Genomic DNA, 11,931 nt, shown 5'->3' with positions numbered 1-11,931 from the left:
TGATAACCTAAATAAAATTTCGTAACTAATTGATTTTACTATGCCGCTGCGCAGAATCGAACTGCGGACCTTTTGATTACGAATTAGTGAATTATGGGTTTTAGCCAACTAGACACTCTTTGAAATTCTTTTAATATCCCTTTATTTACTTGATGTTACAGCATTATTACGTTATAAGTTCTATTAATGGATTTTAAATATTTGTGCGACACAAGTGCGACACAGTTGCGACACATTCAAAAACGAGTGTAAAAGTTAATTATGAAAATAACCAAAACAAACGTTGAAAACCTCCCTCTTCCTCAAGCAAAGGAAGAAGGAAAAACAACACAAAAAAGATATTACGATGACAACCTGAAGGGTTTCGGCATACGTGTGACCTCTGGCGGAGCAAAAGCATTTTTTGTTGAAAAATTCATAAATAAAAAACGCTGTCGCATTACTTTAGGGCACTACCCGGAATTGACTGCTGAAATGGCAAAAAACAAAGCCCTGCATCTTTTAGGGCAAATCGCCATGGGCATTGATCCGGTTGCTGAGAAAAAGGCTACCGAAGTTCGAGATATTACTTTGAACCAAGTCTTTAAAGACTACCTAAAAACCAGAAAGAACTTAAAACCCAGAACTATAGATAACTACAAACACATATTAGATAAAGCCTTCACCAGCTGGAAAAGCAAACCGATGCTATCAATCACTAGAGATCGCATAGCGAAATACCATGAAAAGCTGGGCAATGAACATGGGGAAGCCTATGCTAATCTTGCCATGAGAGTTCTAAGAGCTTTATTCAACTTTGCTGCGGGTCAATATGAAGACAACAGTGGCCACTCTCTTTTCATCGATAACCCGGTAAAGCGTCTGTCTCAAACACGTGCCTGGTATCGCATTGAAAGGCGAAAAACGTATATAAAATCGCATGAGCTAGCAGCGTGGTATGCTGGATTACAGCAAATCCAAAATGAAACATTACGAGACTATTTATTGTTAATCTTATTAACTGGCCTACGCAGACAAGAAGCAGCAACATTGAAATGGTCTGATCTCGACTTAAAAGCAAAATCATTCACTATCAATAAAACCAAAAACAATGAATCTCACACCCTCCCCCTTTCTGACTTCCTTTATGATTTGTTGATTGCCAGGAAAGAAAAAGCAATCAACGACTATATTTTCCCGGGACCGGGTGCAGCAGGTCATATTATTGAACCCCGTAAGACAATGGCGCATGTGATAAAAAATTCAGGCGTTCAGTTTACAGTCCATGATTTGAGGCGGACTTTTATCACCATTGCAGAGAGTCTCGATATCCCTGCTTATGCATTGAAGCGTTTAATGAATCATAAAATGAGTAATGATGTGACTGCTGGATATATTATTGTTGATGTTGAACGGCTACGAAAGCCTATGCAGCTTATTACAGACTACATTTTGAAATGTATGGGTATAGTAAAATCTGCAGAAATACTACCATTAGAACAAATAAAAAAAGAGCCTCATGGATTTTTATAAATGTACAAATCTTGACAGGACAATGCATATGCATTACCATATAATATATACATTTTATCCGAGATAATCATGGCTAGATTACTACAAACCGAATCCACCCTCACAGATCGTTATCAAACAACTGTACCAGATGCTGTAAGAAAAGCCCTGCATCTAGGAAAAAGAGATAAAATTCGATACACCGTTCAATCTGACGGCCACGTCCTTATGACTCGAGCAGAGGAAGAAGAAGATCCAGTAATTGCTGAATTTTTGAATTTCATTGCTAAAGACATTCAAAATAACCCCAAAAATCTGACTACTATTAGTCAGGACTTAATAACTCGCATCCACTCTTTGGTTGCAAATGTAGAAGTCAATTTAGATGAACCTTTAACCGAGGATGAAGAATTAATTGAAAACAGAGTACCTCGCTAATGGTTGATAATTCAATAATAACAATAAATGGTTGGGCTATTTTATGTCATCCTCTTTTTTTGCAACAAGTAGAGGCGCTGGCTGATGAGGTAGAAAATGTAAAACAGAAGGACCCTTTAAATTTTCATACACGAAACTCGACAAAAAAATTAGCAGCTATTGCTAAATTAGCTTTTGAAAAAATTCCAAACGATCCTGCAGCTACAGAATTTCGACAAGGCTCAACATTAGGAAATAACCACAAACATTGGTTTCGAGCTAAATTTTTTCAACAATATCGGTTATTTTTTAGATATCATCTAGAAAGTAAAATAATTATTTATGCTTGGGTTAATGATGACAGTTCTAAAAGAGCATATGAAAGTAAAGCAGATGCTTATCATATTTTTCGAAAGATGCTGGAAAATGGACATCCTCCTGATAATTGGGATGAGTTACTTAAAGAAGCAAATAATCCTACGTTAATGAAAAAATTAACTAACAGTTTGGATGCTTTGAAAAGTTAATATATACGCTGCAACTAAAGTTAATCTGATAAATCATCCCTTCCCTTTGATGAAATTTCTCCCTAATTTGAGGCCGTTCATCAATTCATTGTAGGCTCATGGTGAGGCCAAATATAAACTGAATTAGGGGAAGGTTTTTCCAATTTGGATCGCAATGAGATCCAAATCATAAGTAAATTTATAGCATAGATTCGGAACGCACTGCGTTCCATATTTAAATCATATCTAATTTGGAACACACCGTGTACCAAATTTGAGAAACAAAACAAATAGATAGTAAAGCTGTCTAGGATTTGGCAGGCAGTGACAGCCAAATTCAAAAATCCAAGCATCAGTATGTTCCATTTTGGAACTCACTGCATATATTTTCAAAATGAACCCTCCGGAATTTCCGGATAGTTCAAAATTAAATAATATAATATTATCAAGCAGCACTAAATTGAATATTAATATCTAAAGCCTTAGCAATTGGTTTAGAATTTTTCCCGATTTTCTGCATTTCAATAATTCCATAATTGCTTATTCAACCTTATTTAAGGCAACAGTCATAATTTACTCTATGATTAGAATATGAATCGAAATAATATTCGTCGCCTATTTATACTAGGTGCTGGATTTTCCAAGCCAGCAGGTTTACCTCTTGGGACTCAGCTTTTACAAGAAATTGTAAATTATGTTGATAGCCCCACCAACAATATTTTTTCTGAATATAAAGAATTGTTTATTGGAACTATCACAGAATACCAAGACTACTCTAATAAAAAAATTAATGAGGTTAATATTGAAGAATTTATTGAGTATATTGATTACAAAAGTTTTTTAAATTTTTATGGCACTCTAAATTCTCGCTCAAGGCAAGGTAATAACATTCAGAAAGTAATAAGAGTTTTAATTGCAACCGTTCTTTTAAAAAAACAGGAGCAAGCTCATAATACAAATTTATATAATAACTTTGCAGAAGCTCTAACCAACAATGATATTGTAATAACTCTAAATTATGACACCCTAATCGAATATTTTTTACAGAAAAAAGGACAAAAGTTTCGTTTATTGCCTCCATGGATATATAAAGATAAATTGAATTTTGAACCATATGACGGTGTAACGTTACTAAAAGTTCATGGTTCAATTAATTGCTTTAATCTAAATGAATATTACGAGAAACAAAGAACTGATAATTTAAATAATCCCCACTCATTATTACCTGCTGATTTTATTTTCAATAATCATGGTAATGATAAACCTAAATTAAATCCTATAGTCCCAATGAATATTGAACTAACAATTGAAACAAATTTAAAATATCTTTATTGGTTATCAGATCAAGATTTAAATGAATTCATCAAAGTTTATAATAATCCACTTGGGCGGATTGATAATAACGAAGCACCTGCCCTCACACATCCTATTCTCCTTAGTCCCTCATATAGCAAACTACTTTATTCTGATTCAATTAAAGACTTATTTTATGGTGCAGGATTTTATGGATCCGATAATGATCAAATTATTATAATTGGTTGCTCGCTAGTTGATTATGATAAATATATTAGGCAGTGGGTATTTGATATAGTTCGCCAATACCGAAGAATGAATCATACAAAAGAAATATCTGTTATTAATTATGCTTCAAGGAAGAAACAAAAAATTGAGATACAAAAAACTTATTCATATCTTGGTTCAGATAAAATCAAATTTATATTTGATGGCTTTTCTGAGAAATCTCTTGCTAGCATTTTAAGTAATTGATTTATCAAAACCTATAGTTCAGTACCTTACAAATTCTGCGTCACTGCAATTCCCTGCAGTGACGCAGGAATATTCGACTTAACTAACCCTCCAGTACCAAGCCTTAAATAACCATATGTCCTAACGCACCAGATAAGATAGGACAAAATATTTCCTACAATCGTATTGCCCCGAGATCTGCACTTTGCTATTTTTTAAATGAAGCATAACTGATGAATCGGTGAAATTCCGATGAAACGCATAGGCGTCTTATGCTAAGCCACTCTCATTCCCTAACCTTGTGGCTGGACGTATAGTCGGGAAACCCTTCAGGAACCTTTACCATTCGGTAAGGGGAGTTCTTCGGGACTCTAAGTCATTTCATTTGACCATGGATTAGAGATAAAGCTCTGCTTTATCGCTTCATTTACTTTATTTTTATTGAGGAGAAAAACGCATAAAAAACTAGCAGTACAGGCGAGATCGTTTGCCTTATAACGATTGATTTGCCCCCTACTTCGAGCTTTACGGCTTTAGCCGGGTTTCAACAGAGAGTGAACCGCTCGACCAACACTAAACAATACACAGGGCAAATTCTTTTTTAATAATTTTTTTGCGGATGGGAAGATGCGTACACAATCCTTAAGACAATTCGCTAACCGACAAATCAAACAGGATAGGCAAGGTAAATACCTATATCGAAAACACCGTGCCTATGTCATCCATAAAATGATCGATGACTTGTTTGTTATCCGGCAAGTGCCACCTTCATGGCAGGCTTTGCAATCTGAACAAATTCATAAGCTTGTGCGTTATTGGAAAAAGCAGAATATTAATCCAGTCACCATAATGCGCTACATGACCATTATTCGCCGTTTTTTGCAGATGAATGATTGTGCTATATCGAATATCGATAACCAATCACTTGAACTCTCAAGACCTATAGCAAGAAAAAAGAGAAAGAAAACAATCTCTCCAGATATTTGGAAGTTACTTGGCGATCCTATAGCCAGGGTAATCATGGGATTACAAACTGAGTTCGGACTGACTTTCAAAGAAGCGATTCTGATTAAGCCACATATTCAAGTTCGTGAATGTTCTATTTGGGTAACCCGAGACATTGCTTTTAATTCCAGCGACCGCACTATACCTGTACGAACTGAAAACCAGAAAATGGTACTCAGTCTTTTTAACTGGCTCACTCAACAAAATGGTAACTTGCTCCAATTAAAATCTTATGAGGAAATCCGTATCATCTGGCGTAGCGCATTAGCAAAGCACTGGTTATCCAGTACCAAAACCTGGCGCTACTTGTATGCCAAACAAATGTATTCTCACCTGCTACCTGAATATAAAAATTACAAGGCTTGTTGGCTGATACGTGATGAGATGGGAATAAAATCTAGAAATACACTTTGGTTATATCTTAAGGAATAAAAATTTAGCTGGGACAATTGGGACATGAGGGACGACTTGTAAATACTGACTTGTAGCCGTCCCAAGATGTCCCAGCATTTAAAAATAATGGGACAAATTTTGCTAATTATCGAGATATGATTACTCTCCACCCCAGATTTTATCTGTAAACATGTATAGTCTGGGTGTGCCAACTCCCTTAATCCTTGGTTTATGAGAGGGCGATCCATCTGCTGCGGGCTTTAGCCAACCTTCATTCATTAATACACGGACTACCATTCTAGGCTCAAAACCCAAACATAGTTCTTTTTTAAAGACTTCCGTTAAAACCATATACACTCGAAAACCTGCATCATCGGTAAGGTAAAATCCAGCACGATTTTGAATCCTCTCATTGTTTGGCGTTCTGATATTGTCAAACCGACTGGCACCATGAGATTCAAAAAATGCTCTGACTTGAGCTAATATCGCTCTGTCCTCCTTGTTACCTTCTATGCCAAAATGTTCCAACCATGTTCTATAACATTTGTAAGCTGCATAGGTAGACTCGCCTTCTTGCCAGCCCGTCAATCCATATTGGCTAGCCAATTCGCCAGCTACTGCAACCAAAGCAAACCGCCGGGCTACGCGGATAATTTGCCCTGTTGAATCGGGTAAAACAGTACTATTCACAAATTCTTGCATCGCATCAGCAGTACCAGTTGCAATACTTGAATGATTTGCCACCACATTTTGCAACCATGCCATGCCGACAGCACCATAATACTTGCTGGAATATTCCTTTAAGGATAAAGCCATACTGGCAGGACTGAGCTGATTATGAATTTTTTCAAAAATCCCCTTATGCAATCCGGCATCGGCTTCAATATCTGCCAAACGTATTTCTTGACCCGCATTGGTTTTCTGCCCTGCTCTGGCCATCAAAGACATTAAAGATTCTTCTCCAGCAGAGAGAAAGAACAATGACCATCGAGAAGATGGTTTGACTGTTCCATGGCGTGAGGCTCGTGTTTTACCTTGACCATTGGCTAGCAAGTAAGCCGCCTCCCCTGCTTCTTTGGGATCCATCTGACTTAACTCATCCAGAATTAATAAGCCATCGTTATGCAGTGCAGCCAGTCCTTCAAGTCCATTAGTAGTACTGCGCCATAAACGACAATAAGCTTGCGGATTCCCCCAAACCGAAGCTGCTACTTTTAAAGCGGTACTTTTACCACTTGAAGAAGCACCCCTGAAATGAAATCCTCCTGAATCCTCACCAGCAATCTTTGCTAAAGCAGGAGCAAAAGCAGTAGATATAGCAAAAACCAACCGCGAATTGCCAGAAGCAAGACAACCTATTGAGTCTCTCCAATCATCCACAGTTCCAGATACAGACATAGCAGATTCAATCGCATGGCTATTTTGAAAAACAATTTTCTCGGAGGAGTGTCCAAAGATTTGTGAAGGAGTAACAAAGAGGTTTTCATGCCAACCCAGTTTTTCGACACAACGTGCCCGATCTTCAACTGGAAAGACTTGTAAATAAGTAGCCAGTAAATCCCGAGAAATTCTATGAGGTGAAATGGTTAAACCAAGGCTAGCCAATTCCCGTCTAACTTCGGAGGCATCTCCTTGTAATAAGGCTAAAGGCATAGCCCATTGATGAATGATTCCATCATCATCCTGCCATTCGAGTAATCGACCCCACTCGCCACTTTTAGCATCACGAGTTTTAGCTACTACATACAAAGGAGAACAAATCCACTTTGGTGCCATTGGATTACCGTCTTTATCTTTCCCAAGGAAAGACACGCCCTGCTCATTTAATTTAAAATGACCTCCAGCGTATTGGCAGATAATGGGACTATGACCGTTTTTGTTTTTTAAGGTAATAATTTGATTTTGCAACATCACTGTTTCTCCGACAACGTCCAAGGAAGATAGAAACCCTATCCATCCGCGAACAATCTATTTCTTCTATGGGATTTATTCGTTGACCAATGAAAGCAGCTCACCTAGGTCACCAGTAGAGCGATAGATTTTCTGTTGTTGGAGAAAAGACAACACATCACTTTTGCGATACAAAACCTTACGACCAATTTTAAGATAGGGAACGCCCTTTCCTTCCCAGCGATTGCGTTCTAAAAGTTGGGTGGAACAATCCAAAACAGCCGCCAAAGTGTGTTGATTAAACAACGCAGAAATTGGTGCAGATTCAAATTCGTTTAATAATTGTAAACGGGATAGTTTTTTATTCATATGGAACCTCATCAAATGATTATTCATTCAGCTTAATGCCGACGGTATGCGTCCTGCTCGATGAATATCAGTTGACTGTCCGGCCGGATAATAGTCGTGATATTTCATTTTCCGTGACTTTTACAGAACCGTGGATCCGCAAAAGTTTACAGCTCAGGTGAAGTATTGCGTGGAATTTAAAAGGGTGTCAAGCGCTTTAAAGCACGCTGATCTGATTGTTATTAAATGATATTATTTGTTACTAAAAAAATTTTGCTGGCAGGATTTGTCCCATTTGTCCCAAGTGATTTTTTAAAATTGGGACACTGAAAATTTAGTGTTTACAAGGTTGTCCCTCTTGTCCCAAGTGTCCCCATTTTTTAGGAAGTAATTTACATGATATTCTAGACTTATAGGTAATCTTATTCATTTTTTTATCTTGTTCATTTTTAATGAACAACACAGAATTATGAACAAATCAGTATGAGTTAACCCCATGACACCCCATGCACAAGTACAGTAATTTACGACACAAGCTGGAGCCCAAATATGATAAAACTCGGATTAAATGATTGAGTAGGTTTTGTTAGGTCGCACTTTGTTTAGTCAAGTTAACTTGAATCAAGCATATAAAAACAACTATACTGTACATGTACAGGAAATGTGGGGAAAACCATGCAAACAGTATCTTATACTCATATGCGCGAACATTTATGTGAAATCATGGAAAAAATCGCCAATGGTGAGCAAATCTGCTTTACTCGCAAAGGCCAAAAACCTTTTATCATAGGGAAAATTGGCACACCAACTGAAGCTCAACTTGAAGAAGCAAAGTACAAGAAACGTGCTCAGACAATTGCTAAACTAAAAGAGCGGCATGCAGCCACTATTAAGGCTTTAGCGGATAAATAATGGAATTAAATTTTTTTAACTGTAGAAGATGTTGTATTTATTCAAAGTGAAATATTATCTAATGCTTCTGTTACTGATTTAGGGAAACTCAAATCTGCGCTGAACAATATCATCATTATGAGTGTATTAATGATATTATTGTGTCAACAGCTATCTATATCATTGGTATTGCTAAGGCACATGCTTTTCCCGATGGTAATAAAAGAACCGCCTTTTAAAATCAGTTAAATCCCGTTTGCAAGCTAACGATCTGACTAAAGCAATTGAAGGCATCATCGGAAATTAATTTGGAATTGATAGACTGACTTTCTGTAATGACTGTAAGATTTTAGAGTGTTGTTCAACTGATAAGTTGTTTAAACACTGTTCAGTGTATAATGCTTTATTGTTAATATACCTCCATAAGTCCCCAGGAAAATTAAATTTTTTTGGATAATTACCATAGCCCAATTTAATACGAGATTCTCTTAACTCTGATTTTGACTCAAGATTTAAATATCCCGTAATAATAAAAAACGGTAATTTTATATATACTAAGATATCGTTTCCGAAAAATATGACATCAAAATCAATGGTTCTCGAAAGATAAATACTAATATTGGTTAAATCATTAGGATATCCTACTAAATTATAGAGATGTACTTCATTACAACCTGGGTTAGCAACTTTATTTTGAATAAAATTTGACCATTGATTTAATGTTGAATTTGTAAGAGACGATACTCTAGATTTTAATAGACTTTCTTCTTTAAAAAATAATAGTACTCGCCAACAAACGGATATCAAAAATTTTATAAGATTTTCGTTATAAATGAATTGAGCGTAATTATTTTTAATTACTGGAATAAAAATTTGTTCAGCAAAATACTTTTCCCATTTACCAAATAAAGTTTCACAATTTTGGCATAACCACAATTTTTTATAACCATCTTGTATTCTATGATTTATTTTATTCATTATTCTTAAATGACCGGTTTTAGATGTTTTTTTTAACCATTTATAAATGAATCTGGGGATAATATGGCTTTCATGAAGTTGAAATTTGGATTCACATAATTTACAAATACTAGGCTGCATCAAATATAATCCTTTTCTATCTTACTTATTTAAGAGACAAGAAAGAATGCTCAAAGGAACTTCATAATCATTCAAAGTCAAAATATAAGGAGTTTCTTTGCCTTGTTTGAATATAAAGATGCCTTCTGAAAATAATTCAAAAGATATAATTTTATTAAATAAGATATTAAATTGCTTTTTATTACCTTTGAAACCAATACGTTGGTTTGTAATGTATAAAATTCCGATGTCTTCAGTATCAAGAATTTCTTCCGTTTTTGTTTGAACACCAATAGAGCCGATCCTATAACGAACTCCTTTCATAATTTTTATAGAACCAGTCAAGCCACCATAATTGATTCGTTTAGTAACTTTTTTTATTTTATTTAATTGGGAAGACGCGCCATAGTGCAATATTTCATCTGGTTTAAAAATAATGTTAAGCTCATCTTTATTTTCAACTGATGGTAATGACCCTTGCTCAATTAATCCCAAAGTATAATATTTGTTGAAAATTTTCTGATCAAAATTAATTTCATTCGTTTGTAAAGAGAATAAATTCAATAAATCTTGTAACGATTTTCGTTCTTCTTCAGTAATTCTTTGATCAGATATAATCTCACTAAAATAGGTTGATAATACCTTTCTTTGAATTTTTCTTATTTCTTCCTGTGTAAGTTCGTATTTATTTTCAACATACTTAAGTTGCTCTAACTCAAGAGGATCTATTACTCCATCCTTTAAAAAATACGTTAATATTTTCCTATATTGCTGAACACCTTCTTTTTCGGAAAACATTTTAGATAAGTTAGGAAGAGCTTTTTTTAAAAAGGATTGCAATTTATTTACGGACATAAATTCCCTTGTAATATCCATTATTCAAATTATAGCAAAATTATTAATTATTAGTTTAGGGTCATGAAATATCTATATTTAGACAAATTTAAATTATGTGTCGATAAGATTAATGTTTTATTTTCTACCAAGGAGGTCGATCGCTATAATTGACAACTCCCTTCTTATCTGTCCATTTATATACAGTCATGGGTCCAATAGTTATAGTTGGTGATGGTGAGCTAATATTGTTATTGGTATTGGCATTAAAAGGATTGTACTTGATAGAATTATCTTGGGTAGAATATCCACAAGTACAAGAAGGAGAATCTGTTCCATCAACACAGTGATAAAATCCAGTTGATGAATTACATCCCGCAACTCCTCCATGGTGGGAACAACAACCTGATTTAGCAAAAGTGAATAAAGGGAATACAAGTAATACAGAAAAAAAACATCCTATTACTAATTTGTATATGTGGGATCTTAAGGACATCCTTGATATCCTCTGTAGACACTAACAACTATCTTGTCATCAATAAAAAAAGTGTAATAACAACCAGATTCACCAGGAGCTTTGAAATAGAGATGTTTTTGAGTCTCATATTGGTTTCCCCAATTTCTTCTATTAACTGGATCGCCACAATTTTCAAGAACAAATTGTAGAGAATCACCCTGTTCAATTAGCTTTCCATTACATCTTATCTTGTCAAATTTATCTTCAGAAAATGATGTGAGCGGCAGTACAACTAACGATAGAAAAGAAATAAAGACCCTAGTATTCATATCATATCCTTTACGACTGAAATACTGATACCTAGAGTATAGACTAAGAAAAAACAAAGAATTTACTGCGACACAGCTGCGACACAAAAACTGATAACCTAAATAAAATTTCGTAACTAATTGATTTTACTATGCCGCTGCGCAGAATCGAACTGCGGACCTTTTGATTACGAATCAACTGCTCTACCAACTGAGCTACAGCGGCTTATTGAAAAGTATACTTAAGTTTGATGATGTTGCAATACTGTTCCCACGATCCGGTTTGTATATTTATTTTGGAGGTTTTGGTGATTGGAGTTGGGACGGTTTGGGGGTTCTCAAAAAGTGAGTTGAATTGAATTTCTGTTTGACAATACACAGCTAAAAACTTTCTTTTAAAAGCACAAATATTATGCTATAACCCCCAAAATTTTAATTCTACCTGAATTAAAACTTGCGCAAGCTTGATGAGATGTATTAACGACCAGAAATTAATCATAAAACTATTTTTTAATTTTTATTAAAGAATGGTTGTAAAATTTTGAAGTTAATTATAACATTAGAGTTT

The 11,931-nt window shown here is 35.2% G+C and carries 13 protein-coding genes and 1 tRNA gene; 7 read left to right on the top strand and 7 right to left on the bottom strand.

Features of this window, described 5'->3' with window-relative positions:
• The first annotated feature begins 261 nt into the window (after nucleotides 1-261).
• The 5 genes from Lwor_RS09030 to Lwor_RS09005 all read left to right on the top strand — a co-directional run bounded on the left by Lwor_RS09030 (nucleotide 262) and on the right by Lwor_RS09005 (nucleotide 5,597).
• Nucleotides 262-1,512, top strand: a complete 1,251-nt coding sequence (locus Lwor_RS09030; protein ID WP_058493563.1) for a tyrosine-type recombinase/integrase — start codon at nucleotides 262-264, stop codon at nucleotides 1,510-1,512.
• Nucleotides 1,513-1,581: 69 nt separating this feature from the next.
• Nucleotides 1,582-1,929, top strand: coding sequence for a type II toxin-antitoxin system PrlF family antitoxin (locus tag Lwor_RS09025; RefSeq protein ID WP_058493562.1), 348 nt, complete (start codon nucleotides 1,582-1,584; stop codon nucleotides 1,927-1,929).
• On the top strand, nucleotides 1,929-2,435 hold the full coding sequence (locus Lwor_RS09020) for a type II toxin-antitoxin system YhaV family toxin (protein WP_058493561.1): 507 nt from the start codon (nucleotides 1,929-1,931) through the stop codon (nucleotides 2,433-2,435). The genes Lwor_RS09025 and Lwor_RS09020 overlap by 1 nt, the downstream gene beginning before the upstream one ends.
• 570 nt (nucleotides 2,436-3,005) lie before the next feature.
• A complete protein-coding gene (locus Lwor_RS09010) occupies nucleotides 3,006-4,181 on the top strand; it encodes an SIR2 family protein (protein WP_058493559.1) in 1,176 nt (391 codons plus the stop codon).
• Between the two features lie 606 nt (nucleotides 4,182-4,787).
• Entirely contained in the window at nucleotides 4,788-5,597 is an 810-nt protein-coding gene (locus tag Lwor_RS09005) for a hypothetical protein (protein ID WP_058493558.1), read from the top strand.
• A 120-nt stretch (nucleotides 5,598-5,717) separates the two neighbouring features.
• On the opposite strand, the gene Lwor_RS09000 is transcribed toward Lwor_RS09005, so the two are convergent.
• The gene (locus Lwor_RS09000) at nucleotides 5,718-7,469 is read right to left on the bottom strand and encodes a DUF927 domain-containing protein (protein WP_058493557.1); all 1,752 of its coding nucleotides are present in this window, start codon (nucleotides 7,467-7,469) and stop codon (nucleotides 5,718-5,720) included.
• A 75-nt stretch (nucleotides 7,470-7,544) separates the two neighbouring features.
• Entirely contained in the window at nucleotides 7,545-7,817 is a 273-nt protein-coding gene (locus Lwor_RS08995; RefSeq protein ID WP_058493556.1) for a MerR family transcriptional regulator, read from the bottom strand.
• 654 nt (nucleotides 7,818-8,471) lie between these two features.
• On the opposite strand from Lwor_RS08995, the gene Lwor_RS08990 reads away from it, so the two are divergent.
• Together Lwor_RS08990 and Lwor_RS14335 are read left to right on the top strand one after the other, a co-directional pair.
• Entirely contained in the window at nucleotides 8,472-8,708 is a 237-nt protein-coding gene (locus Lwor_RS08990) for a hypothetical protein (RefSeq protein ID WP_035893860.1), read from the top strand.
• Between the two features lie 92 nt (nucleotides 8,709-8,800).
• Entirely contained in the window at nucleotides 8,801-8,926 is a 126-nt protein-coding gene (locus Lwor_RS14335; RefSeq protein WP_083501611.1) for a Fic family protein, read from the top strand.
• Between the two features lie 64 nt (nucleotides 8,927-8,990).
• Here Lwor_RS14335 and Lwor_RS08985 read toward each other — a convergent pair whose 3' ends face one another.
• The 5 genes from Lwor_RS08985 to Lwor_RS08970 form a co-directional block, all read right to left on the bottom strand.
• Complete coding sequence (locus Lwor_RS08985; RefSeq protein ID WP_058493555.1) at nucleotides 8,991-9,785, bottom strand: hypothetical protein; 795 nt, start codon at nucleotides 9,783-9,785, stop codon at nucleotides 8,991-8,993.
• Between the two features lie 21 nt (nucleotides 9,786-9,806).
• Nucleotides 9,807-10,619, bottom strand: coding sequence for a hypothetical protein (locus Lwor_RS08980; RefSeq protein WP_058493554.1), 813 nt, complete (start codon nucleotides 10,617-10,619; stop codon nucleotides 9,807-9,809).
• A gap of 124 nt (nucleotides 10,620-10,743) precedes the next feature.
• A complete protein-coding gene (locus Lwor_RS14330) occupies nucleotides 10,744-10,809 on the bottom strand; it encodes a DUF4124 domain-containing protein (RefSeq protein WP_420798142.1) in 66 nt (21 codons plus the stop codon).
• A 275-nt stretch (nucleotides 10,810-11,084) separates the two neighbouring features.
• Nucleotides 11,085-11,384: a DUF2845 domain-containing protein gene (locus Lwor_RS08975; RefSeq protein ID WP_058493553.1), complete on the bottom strand. Its 300-nt coding sequence runs from the start codon at nucleotides 11,382-11,384 to the stop codon at nucleotides 11,085-11,087.
• A gap of 132 nt (nucleotides 11,385-11,516) precedes the next feature.
• A tRNA-Thr gene (locus Lwor_RS08970) sits at nucleotides 11,517-11,589 on the bottom strand.
• Between the last annotated feature and the right edge of the window lie 342 nt (nucleotides 11,590-11,931).

The organism is Legionella worsleiensis (assembly GCF_001467535.1).
GTDB classification, from domain to species: Bacteria; Pseudomonadota; Gammaproteobacteria; order Legionellales; family Legionellaceae; genus Legionella; species Legionella worsleiensis.
This window is presented reverse-complemented; position numbering and strand designations above follow the sequence as displayed.

Coding starts and splice junctions, on each gene's coding strand:
- Lwor_RS08975 (WP_058493553.1), bottom strand. CDS start 11,384: ATGAATACTAGGGTCTTTATTTCTTTTCTATCGTTAGTTGTACTGCCG.
- Lwor_RS08980 (WP_058493554.1), bottom strand. CDS start 10,619: ATGTCCGTAAATAAATTGCAATCCTTTTTAAAAAAAGCTCTTCCTAAC.
- Lwor_RS09025 (WP_058493562.1), top strand. CDS start 1,582: ATGGCTAGATTACTACAAACCGAATCCACCCTCACAGATCGTTATCAA.
- Lwor_RS09030 (WP_058493563.1), top strand. CDS start 262: ATGAAAATAACCAAAACAAACGTTGAAAACCTCCCTCTTCCTCAAGCA.
- Lwor_RS09010 (WP_058493559.1), top strand. CDS start 3,006: ATGAATCGAAATAATATTCGTCGCCTATTTATACTAGGTGCTGGATTT.
- Lwor_RS09000 (WP_058493557.1), bottom strand. CDS start 7,469: ATGTTGCAAAATCAAATTATTACCTTAAAAAACAAAAACGGTCATAGT.
- Lwor_RS08995 (WP_058493556.1), bottom strand. CDS start 7,817: ATGAATAAAAAACTATCCCGTTTACAATTATTAAACGAATTTGAATCT.
- Lwor_RS09005 (WP_058493558.1), top strand. CDS start 4,788: ATGCGTACACAATCCTTAAGACAATTCGCTAACCGACAAATCAAACAG.
- Lwor_RS09020 (WP_058493561.1), top strand. CDS start 1,929: ATGGTTGATAATTCAATAATAACAATAAATGGTTGGGCTATTTTATGT.
- Lwor_RS08985 (WP_058493555.1), bottom strand. CDS start 9,785: ATGCAGCCTAGTATTTGTAAATTATGTGAATCCAAATTTCAACTTCAT.
- Lwor_RS08990 (WP_035893860.1), top strand. CDS start 8,472: ATGCAAACAGTATCTTATACTCATATGCGCGAACATTTATGTGAAATC.